Origin of the sequence: Comamonas testosteroni, assembly GCF_014076415.1 — a bacterium.
In the GTDB taxonomy this organism is placed as follows: domain Bacteria; phylum Pseudomonadota; class Gammaproteobacteria; order Burkholderiales; family Burkholderiaceae_C; genus Comamonas; species Comamonas testosteroni_F.
The window spans coordinates 504,573-523,800 of record NZ_CP043568.1 but is presented as its reverse complement, the minus strand read 5'-3'; the positions used below and the strand labels follow the sequence as shown (position 1 = coordinate 523,800).

General features: G+C 65.1%; 16 protein-coding genes. 10 read left to right on the top strand and 6 right to left on the bottom strand.

Annotation, left to right across the window (positions count from 1 at the left end; all coding sequences use genetic code 11):
• Nucleotides 1-63 precede the first annotated feature (63 nt).
• The 3 genes from F0P97_RS02360 to F0P97_RS02350 are packed head-to-tail and all read left to right on the top strand — an operon-like array spanning nucleotide 64 to nucleotide 2,305.
• Complete coding sequence (locus F0P97_RS02360) at nucleotides 64-1,068, top strand: glycosyltransferase family 2 protein (RefSeq protein ID WP_182285469.1); 1,005 nt, start codon at nucleotides 64-66, stop codon at nucleotides 1,066-1,068.
• The gene (locus F0P97_RS02355) at nucleotides 1,065-1,481 is read left to right on the top strand and encodes a GtrA family protein (protein ID WP_371878513.1); all 417 of its coding nucleotides are present in this window, start codon (nucleotides 1,065-1,067) and stop codon (nucleotides 1,479-1,481) included. The genes F0P97_RS02360 and F0P97_RS02355 overlap by 4 nt, the downstream gene beginning before the upstream one ends.
• On the top strand, nucleotides 1,478-2,305 hold the full coding sequence (locus F0P97_RS02350) for a ChbG/HpnK family deacetylase (protein WP_182285468.1): 828 nt from the start codon (nucleotides 1,478-1,480) through the stop codon (nucleotides 2,303-2,305). The genes F0P97_RS02355 and F0P97_RS02350 overlap by 4 nt, the downstream gene beginning before the upstream one ends.
• A gap of 264 nt (nucleotides 2,306-2,569) precedes the next feature.
• Here the strand turns inward: F0P97_RS02350 and F0P97_RS02345 are convergent, their stop codons facing one another.
• Nucleotides 2,570-4,042, bottom strand: a complete 1,473-nt coding sequence (locus F0P97_RS02345) for a PLP-dependent aminotransferase family protein (RefSeq protein ID WP_182285467.1) — start codon at nucleotides 4,040-4,042, stop codon at nucleotides 2,570-2,572.
• A 383-nt stretch (nucleotides 4,043-4,425) separates the two neighbouring features.
• Between F0P97_RS02345 and F0P97_RS02340 the strand changes: the two genes are divergently transcribed.
• Together F0P97_RS02340 and F0P97_RS02335 are read left to right on the top strand one after the other, a co-directional pair.
• Entirely contained in the window at nucleotides 4,426-5,604 is a 1,179-nt protein-coding gene (locus tag F0P97_RS02340) for a PLP-dependent aminotransferase family protein (RefSeq protein ID WP_182285466.1), read from the top strand.
• 235 nt (nucleotides 5,605-5,839) lie between these two features.
• Nucleotides 5,840-6,766, top strand: a complete 927-nt coding sequence (locus F0P97_RS02335; RefSeq protein ID WP_182287080.1) for a PhzF family phenazine biosynthesis protein — start codon at nucleotides 5,840-5,842, stop codon at nucleotides 6,764-6,766.
• A gap of 14 nt (nucleotides 6,767-6,780) precedes the next feature.
• On the opposite strand, the gene F0P97_RS02330 is transcribed toward F0P97_RS02335, so the two are convergent.
• The 3 genes from F0P97_RS02330 to F0P97_RS02320 all read right to left on the bottom strand — a co-directional run bounded on the left by F0P97_RS02330 (nucleotide 6,781) and on the right by F0P97_RS02320 (nucleotide 10,504).
• Nucleotides 6,781-7,440 (bottom strand): ABC transporter ATP-binding protein, encoded by a 660-nt coding sequence (locus tag F0P97_RS02330; protein ID WP_034353083.1) that lies wholly within the window; start codon nucleotides 7,438-7,440, stop codon nucleotides 6,781-6,783.
• A 157-nt stretch (nucleotides 7,441-7,597) separates the two neighbouring features.
• Nucleotides 7,598-9,250, bottom strand: a complete 1,653-nt coding sequence (locus F0P97_RS02325; RefSeq protein WP_182285465.1) for an ABC transporter permease — start codon at nucleotides 9,248-9,250, stop codon at nucleotides 7,598-7,600.
• Nucleotides 9,251-9,475: 225 nt separating this feature from the next.
• A complete protein-coding gene (locus F0P97_RS02320; RefSeq protein ID WP_182285464.1) occupies nucleotides 9,476-10,504 on the bottom strand; it encodes an extracellular solute-binding protein in 1,029 nt (342 codons plus the stop codon).
• Nucleotides 10,505-10,789: 285 nt separating this feature from the next.
• On the opposite strand from F0P97_RS02320, the gene F0P97_RS02315 reads away from it, so the two are divergent.
• The 3 genes from F0P97_RS02315 to F0P97_RS02305 all read left to right on the top strand — a co-directional run bounded on the left by F0P97_RS02315 (nucleotide 10,790) and on the right by F0P97_RS02305 (nucleotide 13,054).
• On the top strand, nucleotides 10,790-11,467 hold the full coding sequence (locus tag F0P97_RS02315; protein ID WP_182285463.1) for a histidine phosphatase family protein: 678 nt from the start codon (nucleotides 10,790-10,792) through the stop codon (nucleotides 11,465-11,467).
• Nucleotides 11,468-11,516: 49 nt separating this feature from the next.
• Nucleotides 11,517-11,966: a hypothetical protein gene (locus tag F0P97_RS02310; RefSeq protein ID WP_182285462.1), complete on the top strand. Its 450-nt coding sequence runs from the start codon at nucleotides 11,517-11,519 to the stop codon at nucleotides 11,964-11,966.
• A gap of 101 nt (nucleotides 11,967-12,067) precedes the next feature.
• Nucleotides 12,068-13,054, top strand: a complete 987-nt coding sequence (locus F0P97_RS02305) for a Bug family tripartite tricarboxylate transporter substrate binding protein (protein ID WP_182285461.1) — start codon at nucleotides 12,068-12,070, stop codon at nucleotides 13,052-13,054.
• Between the two features lie 105 nt (nucleotides 13,055-13,159).
• Here F0P97_RS02305 and F0P97_RS02300 read toward each other — a convergent pair whose 3' ends face one another.
• A complete protein-coding gene (locus F0P97_RS02300) occupies nucleotides 13,160-14,035 on the bottom strand; it encodes a creatininase family protein (protein ID WP_182285460.1) in 876 nt (291 codons plus the stop codon).
• 96 nt (nucleotides 14,036-14,131) lie between these two features.
• On the opposite strand from F0P97_RS02300, the gene F0P97_RS02295 reads away from it, so the two are divergent.
• Complete coding sequence (locus F0P97_RS02295) at nucleotides 14,132-15,772, top strand: MATE family efflux transporter (RefSeq protein ID WP_182285459.1); 1,641 nt, start codon at nucleotides 14,132-14,134, stop codon at nucleotides 15,770-15,772.
• Here F0P97_RS02295 and F0P97_RS02290 read toward each other — a convergent pair.
• Nucleotides 15,759-16,733, bottom strand: coding sequence for a Bug family tripartite tricarboxylate transporter substrate binding protein (locus F0P97_RS02290; protein WP_182285458.1), 975 nt, complete (start codon nucleotides 16,731-16,733; stop codon nucleotides 15,759-15,761). The genes F0P97_RS02295 and F0P97_RS02290 overlap by 14 nt on opposite strands.
• Nucleotides 16,734-16,937: 204 nt before the next feature.
• On the opposite strand from F0P97_RS02290, the gene F0P97_RS02285 reads away from it, so the two are divergent.
• Nucleotides 16,938-19,226, top strand: coding sequence for a protein-disulfide reductase DsbD family protein (locus F0P97_RS02285; protein WP_182285457.1), 2,289 nt, complete (start codon nucleotides 16,938-16,940; stop codon nucleotides 19,224-19,226).
• The last annotated feature ends 2 nt before the right edge of the window (nucleotides 19,227-19,228 follow it).

The window sequence follows — 19,228 nt, the reverse complement described above, 5'->3', positions numbered from 1 at the left end:
GCAGCAACGCAAGCCGTGACCGGCCCGGCAAGCAGTGACAGACTTGCGCGAAAATCCTGCTCCATGACCGATCTTCACGCCGAATATGCCCCCGCAGCCCCGCCAGCCCAGTTGCCGCGTCAGCCGCTGCGGCTGAGCTGCGTGGTGCCGGCCTACAACGAACAAGCCAATATCGAGGGCTTTCTGCGTGGCCTGGCCGGGACGGTCCGGGCCTTGACACCCGATTTCGAGATCGTGGTGGTCAACGACGGCAGCCGCGACACCACGCACGCGCTGTGCCTGCGTCTGGCACAGGAGCTGCCGCTGCGCTACCTGGCCTTGTCGCGCAACTTCGGCAAGGAAGCCGCCCTGTCTGCCGGCATAGACCACGCCCGGGGCAACGCCGTGCTGCTGATCGACGCCGATTTCCAGCATCCGCTGGAGATGCTGGCCGAAATGCACGGTTTGTGGCAATCGGGCTACGAGATGGTCTATGGCGTGATTGCCGACCGCGGCGCAGAAAGCAGCGCCAAACGCATGGGCACCGATCTGTTTTACCGCGTGATGAACTCGGGCAGTACGGTCAAGATGCCGCCGAACGCGGGCGACTTCCGCTGGATGGACCGCAAGGTCGTCGAGGCCCTCAAGGCCTTGCCGGAGAACAATCGCTTCATGAAAGGACTGTACGCCTGGGTCGGCTTCAAGACCGCAGCCCTGCCCTTCGTCCCCAGGGACCGCGCGGCAGGCAGCTCCAGCTTCAATCTGCGCCGCCTGGGATCGCTGGCGCTGCTGGGGCTGACCTCCTTCACCACCCTGCCCCTGCGCGTCTGGAGCATGGTGGGTGCGGGCATTTCCCTGCTGGCTCTGGCCTACGGCCTGTGGATTGCGGCCGAAGCCCTGTTCTTCGGCAACCCTTTGCGCGGCTGGCCCACGCTGGCCGCCAGCATCATGCTGTTCTCGGGCGTGCAGCTGCTGTCCATCGGCATTCTGGGCGAATATATCGGTCGCATCTACGAAGAGGTCAAGCGCCGCCCCATCTACCTGGTGGCCCATGACGAAGACCGCAGCCCGCTGCGCGAGCCATCGTGATCGAGGACGCGCTGCAAAGACTGCGCCGCCTGCCCCAGCTGCTGCAGTTCGTGCTGGTGGGCGGCTCGGCAGCAGCCACGCATCTGGCGGTGGTCGGCCTGCTGGTCTCACTCTCCGGCATGCCGCCGCTCTGGGCCAATGTGCTGGCGTTTCTCGTGGCCTTTGTGGTCAGCTACAACGGCCACGCCCTGCTCACCTTTTCGGCAGCGCAGGCCCGGGGCTGGCCGGTGGTGGCGAAATTCTTTGCCGTGGCCTGCCTTTCCTTTGTCGCCAACGAGGCGCTGTACTACATCGCCTTGAACTGGCTGCACTGGCATTACTTCTGGAGCCTGGCCGCCGTGCTGGTGCTGGTGGCCATAGGCACTTTTGTCATGAGCAAGTTCTGGGCCTTCAAGGCAGGCGGCGCCGCATGAATCACATGAAAACCTCCCGCGCCATCCTGCTGTGCGCCGATGATTACGCCCTGCACCCGCTGGTGGACGATGCCGTGCAGCAGCTGACGCTTGCCGGTCGTCTGTCGGCCACCAGTTGCATGAGCACTTCGCCTCTGTGGCCTCAAGCCGCGCCGGCATTACGGCAGTTGCGTCCCCGGCTCTCGGTGGGTCTGCACTTCAACCTGACCGAAGACCATGGCGGACAGCATCGCGCCCAGGCGCTGGGCACGGTGCTGCGCCAGGCCTATGCAAGGCAGATGCCGCAGGATCTGATGCGCAAGGCCTGGCGCGAACAGCTCGATGCCTTCGAACGGGCCATGGGCACGGCCCCGGACTTCATCGACGGCCACCAGCATGTGCATCAGCTGCCCGGCCTGCGCGCTGCCATGCAGCAGGAGCTTCAGGCCCGCTACGCCACGCGGGAAATGCCCTGGGTGCGCTCCACGGCCCCGGCTGCAGGCCTGTGGCGCAGCCCCAAGGCCGCCATCATTGGCTTGCTCGGCGGCTGGACCACCACCCGGCGGCTGCGCCGCGCCGACATTCCCATGAACCACGGCTTTGGCGGCGTCTATGGCTTTGATGCCCCCGACACCGCCAGCTACGGCAGGCAGATGGCCAGCTGGCTGCCGCATATGGCGGATGGCGGCCTGCTGATGTGCCACCCGGCCAGCGGCGTGGTGCAGGGCGACGCCATAGGCAGGCAGCGCCCCGTGGAGTTCGAATACCTGATGTCCGAGGACTTTGGCGAACTGCTGCAGCGCAGCGGCTGCCATATCCATCAGGGCCCCACCCAGCTGTGCTGAGAACGTATTGACGATCTCTACGCAGCCGCGCTGGAGCGCAATCGGGATGAGTTCGAAGTGATGGCTCGCCGCTTGCACCGGGGTGCAAGCAAGAGACAGCACGCAGAAATCGCCCGATTTCGCTCCAACCCTCCGGGACAGTGTCTTTGCGGACGCCCGGTCAGGGACACCCGGTCAGGGACGCCCGGTCAGGGGCGGTCTGCGGCGTTGCCTTGCCGGCTGCGCAAATCCTCTGTCGCGGCGCGAGGAGATCGTCAACACGTTCTAAAACTTCTGTGCCTGGGCCTGCATCTGGGCCACGGCGCGCTCGAAGACCCGCCAGAAGGCGGCATCCTGTGTGGTCGCGAAGTTGATGCGCATGCAGGTGCTGGAGCCCCGGCTGGCATGGAACATGGCGCCAGGGGCAATCATGTAGCCCTGATCCAGCAGCAACTGGGTCAGCACCTCGGTATCCACGCCGGTATCCACCCAGCCGAACATGCCCGCAGGCTCGGCCACAAACCGACAGCCGGCCGCCTGGGCCAGAGCCACGCTGCGCGTGCGCGCCTGGGCCAGATGCTGGCGCAGCCGCTCGGCATGGCGGCGCAGCTGGCCTTGCTCCATGCACAGGGCCAGGGCCTGCTCCATGGGAGTCGGCGTGGACAGGGTGGACAGCAGCTTGGTGTCCAGCAGTCTCTCGACCAGCTCGGGCGGCGCTGCCAGATAGCCCAGGCGCCAGTTGGGCACCAGCACCTTGGCAAAGCCGCTGATGTAGATGCTGCGCTGCAGCCGGTCCAGCACCGACACGCGTGGTGCGTGATCGGGCGCAATATGGCAGTAGCTATCGTCCTCCACCACATAGAAGCCGTATCGCTGCGCCATCTGCAGCACCTCATGGGCGCTGGCCGCGCTCAGGCTGTAGCCCGTGGGGTTGTGCAGCACGCTGACACTCACATAGAGCTTGGGGGCCATGGTCTCGCAATAGCGCTGCATCACCGCCATGTCCGGCCCCTCGGGCCCGCGCGGCACGGGCAGCACGCGCATGCCCATGGCGGCCAGGCGTGCATATTCCACGGCCCAGCCCGGCTCTTCCACCATCACCGGATCGCCGGGCTGCAGCAGGGCCCGGCTCACGATGTCCAGCGCCTGGGTCGCGCCCAGGGTGGTGATGATCTGGCCAGTCCCCGTCGCAATGCCTATGCGCTGCAGGCGCCGCGCCAGCGCCTCGCGCAACCGGCTGTCGCCCATGGGCTCGCCATAGCGCACCAGCGATTCGCGCAGCGCCTGCCCGCTGGTGACCTTGCGCATGGCGGCCACCAGAAAGCCGGCATCCAGCCATTCGGCAGGCAGCACGCCGGCACCGGGCTGGGGCTTGCCGGCCACGCTCTCCACAAACATGCCGCGAATTAGCATGGTGGCGTTGATGCGCGTGCCAGGCGGAATGCCGACCGGGGTATTGACCGCTCCCTCATTGATAGCTGCCTGCGCTTGACCATCCTGATTTTTCAGCGGATTTTGCACAATGTCGCGCACATAAAAGCCGCGCTGAGGCCTGGCCTCGACCAGCCCCTGGGCCTGCAGCAGGTCGTAGGCGGCCACCACCGTGTAGGGGCTCACGCCTTGCTGGCGCGCGCATTCACGCACCGAGGGCAGGCGCGCGCCAGCGGGCAGCAGCCGCGTGCGTATGCGCTCGGCCAGACGCTCGGCCAGTTGCTGGGTCAGGGTCAGGGCCGCCTGGCGGGACAGGGAGATGGACATGGTGATGGACTGCGAACTGTATTGAAGCAGATACCGATACAGAAGCCATGATTGTGAGACTGTCTGTATAGGTACTGTAATGGTCTCAAGCGTATATTGAGTCCATCAACCTCTCTTGGCCGCCCTCCACACAGGGCTATGGCCACGGTCAGCGGCCTCACCGGCTGCAGGCCACACCGTCGCAATTGCCCGCGAGCCCACACAGGCAAACCGGTCGCGACACAATAAGCCCCACCTGCTGGTGCATGGCTGTAGCGCTTTGCGCGCCGCAGCGATTGCATCCCGAGCCCCAAGCTCAGGCCGGCACATGCCCGACAACGGCGTGAGAATGCACACCGGCCAGCCCTGCCCGGGCTGGAAACGTAGAGATCGAGTACTGTTTTATGACAACCTGGACGCTGGCAGAACGTGCTGCCAAGATGAATTCCTCCGCCATCCGCGAGATCCTCAAGCTGACCGACCGCCCCGGCATCATCAGCATGGCTGGCGGCCTGCCTTCACCCAAGGCCTTCCCCCTGGACGCGTTCACCGAAGCCTGCCAGACCGTGATGCAGCGTGACGGTGCCGCAGCCCTGCAGTACTCGACCACCGAGGGCTTTGCTCCGCTGCGCCAGGCGATTGCCGACTTCCTGCCCTGGAACGTCGATCCCGAGCAGATCCTGATCACCACCGGCAGCCAGCAGGCGCTGGACCTGATCGGCAAGGTATTCCTGGACAAGGGAAGCCGTCTGCTGGTCGAAAAGCCCACCTACCTGGGCGCCCTGCAGGCCTTCACCCCCATGGAGCCCGTGGCCGTGGGCGTGGACAGTGACGACGAAGGCATGCTGATCGAGGACTTTGCCAAGCAGATCGGCAGCGGCGCCGACAAGGCCCGACTGGCCTATGTGCTGCCCAACTTCCAGAACCCCACCGGCCGCACCATGAGCGATGCGCGCCGCCAGGCTCTGGTCGACAAGGCCAGGGAACTGGACATTCCCCTGATCGAGGACAACCCCTACGGTGACCTCTGGTACGAGCAGGAGCCTCCCCTGCCCCTGGCTGCACGCAACCCCGAGGGCGTGATCTACATGGGCTCGTTCTCCAAGGTGCTGGCCCCCGGTCTGCGCATCGGCTTCATCGTCGCGCCCAAGTCCGTGTACGGCAAGCTGACCCAGGCCAAGCAGGCTGCCGACCTGCACACCCCCAGCTTCAACCAGCGCGTGGTGGCCGAAGTCATCAAGGACGGCTTCCTGGACCGCCATGTGCCCACCATCCGCGCCATGTACAAGGCCCAGCGCGATGTGATGCTGATGGCTCTGGAGCGCGAGATGGCCGGCCTCGACGTGAAGTGGACACGTCCCGTGGGCGGCATGTTCCTCTGGGTCAGGCTGCCCGCAGGCATGGATGCCCAGGCCCTGCTGGCCAAGGCCGTGGAGCGCAATATGGCTTTTGTGCCCGGCGCGCCCTTCTACGCCGGCGATGCACAGAACAACACGCTGCGCCTGTCGTATGTGACGGTGTCTGCCGAGCAGATCAACGTCGGCATCAAGTCCCTGGCCGAGGCCATCAAGGCCAGCCTCTGACCTGAAAGCTCCCCCTGAGGCGCTACCCGCCTTCCCCCTCTCTCGCTTCGCGGGAGGGGGACGACACCCTCGGTGCGCGGCGGCGCTTCCTCGGTGTCCCTGACACCGCTTGACATATGTTGCGCCTCATCAACCGGCCTGACACGAACCTCCGTGCAGCGCCGGTTTTTCTTTTTGCCGACAATCGCTGCCCATGTCTGCTCCAGCCCCCCATGCCGCTCTATCCCGTCCCTATATGACCGTGGACGTGTTCACGCACACCGCGCTGCTCGGCAACCCCGTGGCCGTGGTGCTGGGGGCCGATGGCTTGAGCGAGGCCCAGATGCAGGCCTTCGCGCGCTGGACCAATCTGTCGGAAACCACCTTTGTGCTTCAGCCCAGCGCACAAGCGCTGGCCGCTGGAGCCGACTACCAGCTGCGTATCTTCACGCCTGCGGGCGAGCTGGCCTTTGCCGGCCACCCCACACTGGGCAGCTGCCATGCCTGGCTGGCCCAGGGCGGGCAGCCGCGCAATCCCGAGCAGGTGCTGCAGGAATGCAAAAAAGGCCTGATCGCTATTGGCTGCAATGCGCAAGGCGCTCTGTTTTTCGAAGCACCTTCGCTCGACTCCCAGGAAATTTCCGAAGAGGAGCTGGCACCCGTGCTGCAGGCGCTGGGCCTTGCGCGAGAGCAGGTGCTGATGGCGCGCAGCCTCCACAATGGATCTCCCTGGCTAGGCCTGCTGCTTGACCATCCGGACACCGTGCTGGGCGTGGAGCCCGATTTTGCTGCGCTCAGAAAGCTCGATGCCAAAGCCGGTCTGGCGGCCATTTATGAGGAGGAAGAGGATGCCCCGCTGATTGGCCGCTCCAGCCGCGAGGCCCGCGCTTTTGCGAAGCAGGCTGAAGAAGCCGTTCAAGAAAAAGTGATCCCAGCCCAGCCACGCCTCGAAGTGCGCGCCCTGATCGGCGAGACCGCGAGCGAAGACCCTGTCACCGGCAGCCTGAATGCTGCGCTGGCCCAATGGCTGACCGGCGAGGGTCTGCTGCAGACGCCCTATATCGCCGCGCAAGGCGTTTGCGTGGGACGTGATGGACAGGTTCACGTCCAGACCGCAGCCAATGGCAAGCTCTGGGTGGGCGGCCACACCGTGACCGTCACATCAGGCCGCGTCCTGCTCTAGACCTCAGGGCCGGCTCAGAGCTGAACCGGCGTCATCCTGCAGATCTGGTCGGCCATGGTTTCGGCCTCCTGCGCGTTGTGCGTGACCAGAATCGCCGTCTGCCCGGTGGCCCGCAGAATGTCGCGCACCTCCAGCGTCAGCCGCTCGCGCGTGGCGGCATCGAGATTGGAAAATGGCTCGTCGAGCAACAGCAAGGCCGGGGACGGCGCCAGGGCTCGCGCCAGCGCCACACGCTGCTGCTGACCGCCGGACAACTCGTGCGGGAACTTGCTACCTGAATTCGCCAGTCCCACCACGGCAAGCAGCTCCTGCACACGTTTGTCGCGCTCTGGCTTGCCCATGCGGCGCAGGCCGAAGCCCACGTTCTGCACTGCCGTCAAATGCGGGAACAGCCCGTACTCCTGAAACATCATGCCCACATGGCGCTGCTCGGGAGGCAAATGCGTGCCGGGGCCGGAGAGCAATACCTCGCCCAGATGAATACTGCCCGCGCGCACCGGCTCGAAGCCCGCAATCGCTCGCAGCACGGAGGTCTTGCCGCAGCCCGAAGGGCCCAGCAGGCTGGCGATGTGACCTGCAGGCACCTGCAGATCAAAGCCCTGCAGCACGGTGTGCAAGCCCTTGGGCGTGTCATAGCCCAGTTGCAGCTGCGCAATTTGTAGAGAGGCGGTCATGCAATCACTTCATCACGACCTACGCAAAGCCGGTTCAGGCAAGACGACTGCCCCGGGAGGCAGGCCGTTGTTGCCTTCTTGCTTGCGTAAGTTCTATTCATATTCAATAGCTGCCTGCGCAATACCCATAAACGCTTGAGCCGATTTTCATGCATATTCATCGCTGGCCACCCGACAGCTGCGTGCGCGCCAACAGCATGACGGGAACCAGCCCCGCGACCACAATGCACAGCGCGGCGATCGCGCCCTCCTCATAGGTGCCGCGCGCGGCTTCGGCATAGAGCCAGGTGGCCAGGGTGTCGAAATCGGCCGGGCGCAGCAGCAAGGTGGCAGGCAGCTCCTTCATGGCGTCGACAAATACCAGCATGGCACTGGTGGCCATGGCAGGCCGCAGCAGAGGCAGGTGTACGCGGCGCAGGGTGCCCAGGCGGCTTTCGCCCAGCAGTCGTGAGGCCTGCTCCAGCGTCGGCGGGATACGCGCCAGCCCGGCCTCGATACCGCCCACGGGCATGACCAGAAAGCGAATCACGCAGGCAGCCACCAGCACAATGCCCTGCCCCATCAGCGGCAGGCCGTCCATGCCGAACAACTGGGCCAGCCCGGCGTCGAACGCCAGCGCCGGCGTCAACAGGCCGATGGCCAGCACCGTGCCCGGCACGGCGTAGCCCAGCGCCGCCAACTGCGCTGGCCAGCGCGAAGGCGCTCGCGTGCTGATGCCGGTGCGCGTGGCCCAGGCCACGACAAGACCCGCTGCCACCGCGATCACGGTCACGCCCAGCGCCAGCCCCAACGTGTTGAGCAGACTGGATACCAGTCCCTCGGAGACGCCCGAGCCCTGTACCAAACGCTTGCCGCTTTCCCAAGCCAGATAAGCCGCCGGCGCAGCAAAGCCGATCAGCACCGGCAGACTGCAGGCCAGTGTTGCCAGCCAGCCCCTGCCCGGGGGCAGGCGGTGCGGCGCTATGGCCCGCATGCGCTGGGCAGAGCCAAAGCGCTGACGACTGCGGCCCTGACGCTCCAGCCAGACCAGGGCCACCACGACCAGCAGCATGGAGCAGGCAATCTGCGCGGCACCGGCCAGATCCGAGCGCGTGACCCAGGTGGTGTAGATCGACACCGTGAGCGTGTGCACACCCAGAAACTCGGACGCACCGATATCGTTGAGTGTCTCCAGCAGGGCCAGGCTCAGCCCCACGACAAGCGCCGGTCGCGCCATGGGCAGGGCCACGCGCCAAAAAGCCCCCCAGCGGGTCTCACCCAGCGAGCGAGCGGCCTCCATCAGATGCGCGGGCTGGGTCATGAACATGGCCCGCGCCGTCATATACACATAGGGGTAGAGCGTGAACCCCAGCACAAAGATCGCACCGCCCATGGAACGAAGATCGGGCAGGCGCCACTGGCGCGGGCTGTCGTAACCCAGCAACCAGCGCAGCGCGCCCTGCACCGGGCCTATGGGGTGAAGCAGATCCAGATAGGCAAAGGCCACGATATAGGCCGGCATGGCCAGCGGCAGCAGCAGCGCCCAGTGCAGCCAGCGCCGCCCCGGAAAATCACAGGCCGTCACCAGCCAGGCGCAGCCCGTGCCCACCACCAGCACCACCAGGCCCACCCCACCCAGCAGCCTGGCCGTGTTGGCTGCGGCATCGGGCAGCACATAGCGCAGCAGATCCTGCCAGTGCGCCCAGTCCGCCCCCAGCGCCAGCCAGGCCAGCGAGGCAATGGGCGCAAACACCCCCAGCGCAATCAACCAGCTTGCGCCCTGCCACACCGGCCCGACGGGCCTCAGCCCTGAACGAAGATAAGAAAACATCAAGACAAAACGATCACGGCAGGACCAACGCCCCAGAAACAGATATGCCCCGGCGAAGGGGCTCATACAGGAGCGCAATGCTAAAACAGGCATGCTCCGAAGCAAGGGACAGCGAGCAAGGGCCTCGGCGGCCCCGCTGCGATGCTGTCGTCCCCTCCCCTAGCACGCAGCGCCTAGAGAGAGGGGAAGCGGCGGGGCCGCCTAGGCAAAGCCGCTCAGGGGTGTTTACTTGTCGAATCCCACCTTGTCGACCAGCACGCTGGCAGCCTTGCGGTGCTTGGCGATCTCGGTCAGCGGCAGCGGATCGATCTTGATCTCGCCAATGCTCTGGGCCACCACGGGGTCCAGCGCCACGCCCTTGCGCACAGGGTGTTCGTAGTTGGCCTGGGCGTACATATTCTGGGCCGGTTCGGAGACCAGGAACTCCAGCAGTTTCACGGCCTGATCGCGGTTGGGAGCGTGCTTGGCCACCGAAGCGCCGCTGATATTGATATGCGTGCCGCTCTTGGGATCGTTGAAACTGGGCTTGACGACCTTGATGGCATCGCCCCACTTGCGTGCATCCGTGCCTTCCTTGGCGGCCTTCATATGGCCCACGTAATAGGTGTTGGCCAGACCCACATCGCAGATGCCACCCAGAATGTCGCGTGCCACATCGCGGTCGCCGCCCGTAGCCTTGCGCGCCAGATTGGCCTTGACGCCCTTGAGCCACTGCTCGGTCTTGGCTTCGCCGTCATGGGCAATCATGGCGGCAATCAGCGCCGTGTTGTAGGGGTGCTGGCCGGCACGGCTGCAGACCTTGCCCTTGAACTGAGGCTTAGCCAGGTCTTCATAGCGGAAGGCGCCGATCTTCATGTCCTTTTCGGCATACAGCACGCGAGCCCGCATGGACAGCGCGAACCACTGGTTGTCGGCGGCACGCAACTGGGCCGGGATGGCAGCCTCCAGCGCGCTGGACTTGACGGGCTGAGTCACGCCACCGTCCACCAGATCCAGCAGATTGCCGATATCCACCGTCATCAGCACATCGGCAGGCGAGCGCTGGCCTTCGGCTTTGACGCGCTCCAGCAGGCCGTCCTTGACGAACACCGTCTTCACGCCGATCTTGGTCTGCGCCGTGAAGGCAGCCAGCAAGGGCTGGATCAGAGCAGGTTCACGGGTGGTGTAGAGCGTGATGTCCTCGGCGTGGGCGGACAGCACAGGGGCGCACAGGCTGGCAACGGCGGCCAGTGCAAACAGGGGTCGTCGAAACATGGAGGGCTCCAGAAGGTGAACAGGCATAAAAAAACACGCTCCGCCTCGAAACCGACAAGCCTCCTTCCAGCCAAGCGCAGGAGACCCGTGAACCAGTACCAAAAGCGGAGCGTATTTTTATGTTTTTGAGAATCGCTCTCAACTATCTTAACCGAGCGCCATGCCATGCCCGCACCTCAATCCCGATGCGGGATGCGGAAATGCGAACCAGTCCGCTGTCACCCAAGCGCCACCTGGTCGCAGGCATGACAGCGCAGCAAGCGGCCAAGGCCCAACATCGGCGCCATGGGAAACCTCTACCTTGTGCGCCATGGCCAGGCCTCGTTTGGCGCGGATGATTACGACCAGCTCAGCCCACGCGGCCAGGATCAGGCCGTGCGTCTTGGCGAGTACTGGCGTGAGCGAGGTATGAAGTTCGATGCCGTCTATGCAGGCACGCTCAAGCGCCATCAGCAGACGCTGGCCGGCATCGTCCAGGGCCTGGGAAGCGCTTCCAGCACCGAGGCACAAAGCCGGCCCGGACTCAACGAGTACGACAGCGAAGCCCTGCTGCGCGCCATCCACCCGGCTCCTCTGCCCAGGCCCGATACACCCGAGCTGTACCGCCATCATTTCCGCCTGCTGTGCGACGCGCTGGCGCAATGGATGGGAGGTACCATCAGCCCGGTCGGCATGCCTGACTGGAACGGTTTTGCGGATGGAGTACACCAGGTGCTCGAGGAGATACGTCACCAGCACAGCGGCCGCAACGTGCTGCTGGTCAGCAGCGGCGGCCCCATCTCCACTGCCGTGGGCCAGGTGCTTGGCACCGCCCCCGAGGTGACCATCGCCCTCAATATGCGGCTGCGCAATATTGCCGTGACCGAGTTCAGCATCAGTCCCAAGCGCCTGATGCTGCAAAGCTTCAACACGCTCAATCATCTGGATGGGCTCGAGTACAGAGACTGGGTCACCGCCGCCTGATCACCCCTCAGACCCGGAGCCGGCCAACGCAAAGTGCTACAAAGCCGGCATGGACTCCATCTTTCTCAGCCTTGGCGATACGGCACTGACGCTCGACATCGGCCCTCAGCAGCACCGGATCCCCATAGGCCTTGCCACCCTGGTCAATGCATTTGGCCAACACATGCCCGATGCGCTGACGCTGGAAAACGCGATTGCCGATGTGGAGGATGCCATCATGCCGGCCGGGCGCTGGCTGCCTGCAGGTGCCAGCATGCTGCAAACGGCAGACCCGCTGCTGAGGCAGTTGATCCACAGTTCCACGGCAGACCCGCAAGCCACACAGGCCTCGCGCGATGCGATCGAGAATCTGTTCGAGTTGCTGGCACGCCAAGCTCAACAGCCCGGCCATGCCGACCCGCAGCTGCCGCAGACCGCTGAACATGCGGCCGCCCTGCTGATATTGCGCGAGGCCATGCATCACTGGGGAATGGCTGCCCTGCAAGCAAGCGGTAACTAGCCATACCTGTGCGGCATAGCAGACAGAACGCTTTGCTGCTGCCTCTGGGCATTTTTCGGCGGCACACTCTCTGAATAAAAGTTTCAGACAGAAGGACAAGCATGAAACGCCGCAGTTTTACCCAATCCCTGGTCAGCGCCGCAGCGGGGGCTGCCCTGCTGAGCGGATTTGCCGCCACCGCCCTGGCCGAGGGCCTGTCCAACCGCCCCATCCGCATCGTCGTGCCCTTCGGGGCCGGCGGCGTGGCCGATGTGACGGCCCGTGTGGTGGCCCAGCAGTTGTCCACCCAGCTCGGCCAGCCCGTGGTCATAGACAACAAACCCAGCGCGGGCGGTATTGTGGCGGCCGAGACCGTGGCCAAGGCTGCGCCCGACGGACATACCTTGTTTCTCATGTCCAACGGCAGTGCCGTCACGGTGAATCTGTTCAACAACCTGCCCTTCGACATGGTCAAGGACCTGACGCCCATCTCCACGCTGGGCTACTTTGACATTGGCGTCATCACCGATGCCAAGTCGCCCTTCAAGAACCTGGGCGAGCTGGTGAGCTATGCCAAGGCCAATCCCGGCAAGCTGAATCTGGGCAGCATCAACGTGGGCAGCACCCAGCATCTGGCGGCCGAGCTGTTCAAGACCACGGCCGGCATCGATGCGCAGATCGTGCCCTTCAACGGCACACCCGCCGTGGTGACCGCGCTGCGCGGCAAGCAGATCGATGCAGCCGTGGAAATTCTCACGCCCATCATGGGCCAGATCAATTCCAAGGCCGTGAACCTGCTCGCGGTGACGGGAGAGAAGCGCTCGCCGCTGCTGCCCAATGTGCCCACGGCCCAGGAATCCGGCGTCAAGGGCTTTGTGGCTTCGTCGTGGAATGCCCTGGCTGCGCCCTCCAAAACGCCCGCCCCCGTGATCGCGCGTCTGAACAAGGAAATCAACGCCGCCGTCAACAACCCCGAGGTCGCCAAGAAGCTGCGCGAACTGAATGTGCAGGCCCAGGCCAGCACGCCAGAGCAGACCGCCAAGCTGCTGCAATCGGAAATCAGGCGCTGGGGCGATGTGATTGCTCAGGCAAAAATACCGAAGCAATGACAGCGAGGACTATGCTTTCAGTAGCTTCTAGCGCTTGATAGCATTTATTTTCAAAACAAAACAGCCTTCAAATGCAGGCTGTTATTGTGTAAGAAGCTCCTGAATTCAAAGCGGCTGCGGCTGGTTTCCCACCGTGCTCAGGGGCAGATCATGAATCTCGCCCAGCAACCTGACCAGGCCCTGCGCCGATGAATGCACCATGGCCGCACCGCGCTCGGCCGTCGCGGCGGCGGAGTTGCCCACGGCACCGGCCGGGTTGTAGTCCTCGATGGCCCAACCCAGCTTGGCGCTGCGGCCATTGCCGATGAAGTGGTATTTGCCGGCCCGCTGCTCCGAGCTGGAAGCGAAGTTCTGCGCACGCTCCATATGCACGGTCTCGGGCGCCAGGTGCAGCATCATCGATGTCTCCACTTCGCCGCCATGAATGCCGAAGCGGTGCTCATGCGCGCAGAACTGCTGGTTGGCCGCGTCGTCCACCAACCCGAACCAGCTGGCGCTGTAGACCAGCAGGCCATGCCGGATGCGCAGCTCGCGCGCAACGATGTCCATCACGCTGACCTGGCCGCCATGACCGTTGAGCAGCAGCAGCTTCCTGATGCCGGCGCGCGCCACGCAGGCGCCCAGCTCCGTCCACAGCGCAATCAGCGTCGCGGGCTGCAGGCTCAAAGTGCCCGCATAGTGCGTATGCTCGACCGAAAAGCCGATGTTCTGCGGCGGCAGAAACAGCACCGGCAGCTCGGCGGGCAGCTGCGCCAGAGCGGCATCGATGACGCCCTCTATCAGGCTGACATCCACAGACAGCGGCAGGTGCGGCCCATGCTGCTCCACCGCAGCCACGGGCAGCACGGCCACGGTATCGGCGGCCAGACCATTGCGCTGGGCCAGGGCAAAGTCATGGGCCGAGGCCTGGGCCCAGAAGCGTGACGGCCAGCGGGGAAGCGCGCTTGCGGGAGTGGTCGGGGTATTGCTCATGACCATCATCGTAGCTGCGCCGGCTCCACAAAACCACGTCTCGCTCCCGACTTCGGTCCGGCCTCCCGTCATCCGCAACCGGACGACTTGCCCCACAATGGCCCGATGCCCGAAGCCTCCGCAAGCGCCCCGCGCCAGAGTGCGCGCACCGCCACCTCCAAGCCCCAGACCCGCGACCTGACCCAGGGCCCGATTGCCAGCACCTTGCTGGTCTTTGCCCTGCCGATTCTGGCCGGCAATGTGCTGCAGTCGCTCAACGGCTCGGTCAATGCCATCTGGGTCGGCGGTCACCTGGGCGAGGCCGCGCTCACGGCCACCGCCAATGCCAACAATGTGATGTTTGCGCTGATCGGTGCGGTGTTCGGCATCAGCATGGCAACCAATATCCTGATTGCCCAGAGCATTGGCGCAAAAAACATCGCGCAAGCCAAGCGTGTACTGGGCACCAGCGCTACGTTTTTTGGTATTGTTTCACTGCTGATTGCCTTGCTGGGCTGGCCACTGTCGCGCCATCTCATGCAGTGGATGAGCACACCCGAGGCAGCGCTGCCGCTGGCCGAGGCATATCTCAAGGTCATCTTTCTGGCCATTCCGCTGCTGTTCATGTTCAGCTTTGTGACGGCGGCCCTGCGCGGCGCGGGAGACACCCGAACGCCGTTCTGGTTCCTGCTCGTCGTCGTGGCACTGGACATGGCGCTCAACCCTCTGCTGATCTTTGGCTGGGGGCCTGTGCCGCGCATGGGCATCCGGGGCTCGGCGGTCGCCACGCTGATTGCCAATGCCGTGAGCTTTTTTGCCCTGCTGGGTTGGCTGCGCCTGCGCCGCCATCCGCTATGGATAGGTCGCAGGCAGCTCGGTCTGTTCAAGCCCGATCTGACGATTGTGCGCACTCTGGTGGTCAAGGGCCTGCCCATGGGCGTGCAGATCGTGATGATCTCGCTGGCCATGATCGCCATGATCTCCATGGTCAACGAGCATGGCGTGCAGACCGCATCCGCCTATGGCGCCGCGCTGCAACTGTGGACCTATGTGCAGATGCCGGCCATGGCCATAGGCGCGGCCTGTTCGTCCATGGCTGCGCAGAACGTGGGGGCAGGGCTCTGGAAGCGTGTCAGCGCCACGGCCAATGCCGGCATGCTGGGCAATCTTGTGCTGACGGGCAGTCTGATTGTCCTCATCGTGCTGCTGGACCGTCATGTGCTGGGCTGGTTTCTGCCCGGCGGCAGTCCTTCGCTGGAGGTGGCCCGCCACCTCAACCACATTGCCATAGGATCCTTTCTCTTCTTCGGCGTGACCTTTGTGCTGGCCGGCGTGGTGCGTTCCACAGGGGCGGTCATGGCGCCGGTGCTCATTCTGGCAATTGCCATGTGGGGCATACGCGTTCCCGTGGCGCGCTGGCTTCAACCCGTGATGGGCGTGGATGCCATCTGGTGGAGCTTTCCCATCAGCTCCGTCTGCTCCATGCTGATGATGCTGGCCTATTACCGCTGGGGCCGCTGGCGCAAGGCGCACATGCTGCCGGCTGCAGCCCAGGCCCCGGCACAGCCCGCAGAGAAAGAGGCGCCGGCACGGGCGGCAGAGGAACTCGAAGCACAGGCCCCAGTGGATGGCGATGCGCTGATAGACCGGGCCGCCCCCTGCGAGCGCATCGCCATCCCTGCCGAGGTGGGCGGTCAGCCGCCCAGTACCGTGGCCACCCTGGCCGCGGATGCGGGGCAGCCACCGCGCGACGCTAACCCAGGGTGATGCCCGTTTCCTTGACGACGCGCGTCCAGCGCTCGTGGTCGGCGGCGATGAGCCGCCCGAACTCCTGGGGCGTGCTGCGCCGCGGCAGGTAGTTGTAGCCGGCGAGCCTGGCCAGCACATCGGGCATCTGCATGATCCTGTCCATCTGCTGGGCCAGATAGCCCACGATGTCCTGAGGCGTTCCCTTGGGCGCCAGCAGGCCCGACCAGGAACTGAAATCCATGCCACTGACGCCCAGCTCGCGCAGCGTGGGTACCTGGGAAAAGGTCGGGGCCCGCTGGGGCAGCAGCACGGCCAGGGCCTTGACCTTGCCCGCGCGAATCATTTCCACCGAGGTGAAGGAGTCGAACGAGAAGTCCACCTCGCCCGCCACCACGGCCTGCATCTGCGGGCCCGTGCCCTTGTACTGGGCATTGACGATGCCGGGCACCTCGAGCACTTTCTTGAACTGCTCGGTGATCAGCGAAATCATGCTGCTGCCCGAGGAGGCGCTCAGCGGCCGGCCTTGCTTGGCCATGGCGATCAGCTCCTGCATGCTGTTGACGGGCAGGTCCTTGCGCGCAATCACCACAAAGCCCACATCGCATAGATGACTGATGGGCTCGAAGCTGGCCAGCGCCTCGTAGCCGGTCTTGTAGAGCACGGGACTCAGAGTCTGCGCTCCCGCCGTGTTCATCAGCAGCGTGTAGCCATCGGGTGCGGCGCGGGCCGCCAGCTCCGAGCCGATGACCCCGTTGGCGCCGCCCTTGTTGTCGACCACAAAGGACTGCCCCGTGATTTCGCCGAGCTTTTGCATGGTCAGCCTCGCCACCACGTCCGTGGTGCCTCCGGCAGGAAACGGCACGATGACCCGTACCGACTTGTCCGGATAGGCTGGCGCAGCGGCTGCATGCCAGGGCAGCGCGCTGGCAGCACAGGCAGCTGAGGTGGCAAGAAAGCGGCGGCGTGAGGTATTCACCATAATGCTTGTCTCCTGTAGTTGCCCGGCAACGGACTCCTGCGACCGGCTCCGGCTGCGGGCTGTTTGAGCCTTGTTGGCCGGGCCATGATGGAGTCCGCCCGCGCCTTCTGTCCAATACCATGCGCCTATGCAAGCATTGGTTTTGCCAATCGGCCACCCCGTGCAGGGAACCAAAAACACCGCCACAGACTCCCACCGTCCGCCATGTCTTCTCAAGCCCCTTCCCTGACCACCGGACCCCGCAGCCTCTCGCAGCGCCTTTCACTCTGGCTGATGCTGGCGCTGACCGTCTGGTTCTGTGCCTTTTCCACCGGTGCCGGCGCGCAGATCCTGCTCAAGAATGCGGCTTCGGGTGGCTCCACCATGCAGACGCCGCGTGTGCAGGCCGAGCTGGTGGCCCAGGCTCCCGAGGGCGTCACCGCCGGCGAGGTCTTCTGGCTGGGGTTGAAGATCACCCATCAGCCCGAATGGCATACCTATTGGAAGAATGCCGGCGATTCGGGCCTGCCCACGGTGCTGCAGTGGCAACTGCCACCGGGCCTGGAGGCTGGCCCCATTGCATGGCCACTGCCTCATGCGCTGCGCGTAGGACCCCTGGTCAACTATGGCTATGAAGACACGGTGCTGCTGCCCGTACCCATCAAGGTCGCGGCCGACTTCAAGGCACCGGCCTCCGGCATGGTGGACGTAGGCCTGGCCGCCGAATGGCTGGTCTGCCGCGTGGAATGCATTCCCGAGTCCGGCAACTTCCAGCTGCAGATCCCGGTTCAGGGCAGCAGCGCCCCGCAAAGCCAGGCCTTTGTGCAGGCCCAGGCCGGCCAGCCCCAGGCGCTGAGCCAGGGCGGCCAGGCCCTTGTCGAGTCCGGCAAGGCCGAAGGCGCGAACCTGCCCGACGACCGTGTGACGCTGCGCATACCCGGACTGCCCGCCAGCCTGAAGGGCAAGACACTGGAGTTCTATCCCGAGAATGCTGACACCTTCAAGCATGCCGCAGAGTCGGGCAAGGACTGGAAGCAGCACTGGGACGGTGAGGTCTGGGTGGGCGAGAACATGCCGCTGTCCGATATGCGCGGCGAAACCGCAGCGCAGCTGGCCGTGGTGCTGGCCTTGCCGCCCGCCGAGCGCGCTGCCGCGCTGGAGCGGGGCGAAAGCGCTGGCTGGCGCAGCGAACTGGCCGTGCAGGGCCGCTGGAGCGCCCCCGCGCTTGCAGGCGTTTCCCCGGCCCTGGCCGCAGCGCTGGAAGCCAACAAGACCGCTTCACAGACCGTACCTGCAGGCAATGCGGCCAGTGCAGGCAGCCTCTGGGCGGCCCTGCTGGGCGGTTTGATCGGTGGCCTGATCCTCAACCTCATGCCCTGCGTGTTTCCTGTGCTGGCCATCAAGGTACTGGGGTTTTCGGGTCATGGCCAGAACCGCCATGCCCAGAAACTGGGCGGCCTGGCCTATACCGCGGGCGTGGTGCTGTCCTTTGTGGCACTCGGCGCACTGCTGCTGGGCTTGCGCGCGGCGGGCCAGCAACTGGGCTGGGGCTTCCAGCTGCAGTCGCCCGTGGTGGTCTCGCTGCTGGCGGCGCTGTTCACCGTGCTGGGACTGAATCTGGCCGGCTGGTTCGAGTTCGGCAGTCTGCTGCCCAGCAGCATTGCCAGTGCCCAGGCGCGCAACCCGATGCTGGACTCCTTTCTCTCCGGCGTGCTGGCCGTGGCCATCGCATCGCCCTGCACGGCGCCCTTCATGGGTGCCTCGCTGGGCTTTGCCATCGACATGCCAGCGGCACAGGCGCTGACGGTGTTTGCCGCACTTGGCATGGGTATGGCCCTGCCCTATCTGCTGGCCAGCTTCGTGCCAGCCGTCGTGAGCTGGCTGCCCCGCCCCGGGCCCTGGATGCAGACCTTCCGCCACGCCATGGCCTTCCCCATGTTTGCCACCGTGGTCTGGCTGGTCTGGGTGCTGGGCCATCAGGGCGGCATGGATGCCGCTGCGGCCCTGCTGGCGCTGCTGCTGGTGCTGGCCGCGCTGATCTGGGCCCTGGGCCTGCGCGGCAAGAGCCGCATCAGCCTCGGCGCCGTCGCCTTGCTGCTGGCCATTGGCGTGGCCTACTACGCACTGCCGCTGATCAAGGCCGAGCCTGTGGATCAGGTCAGGGTACAGGCCGGTGAACTCTGGCAACCCTGGTCGGCAGACAAGGTTCAGTCTGCCCGGACCTCGGGCCAGCCGGTGTTTGTGGACTTCACGGCCGCCTGGTGCGTGACCTGCCAGGTCAACAAGCGCACCACGCTGAGCAATGCCGAGGTGCTGGCAGCTTTCGAGCAGCACAAGGTGCAGCTGCTGCGCGCCGACTGGACACGCCAGGACCCGGCCATCACCCGGGCACTGCAATCGCTGGGGCGCAGCGGCGTCCCCGTCTACGTGCTGTACCTGCCCAGCAAGCCGCCTGTGGTGATGAGCGAGCTGCTCTCCAAGAGCGAGGTACTTGACGCACTCAAACAGATCTAGGC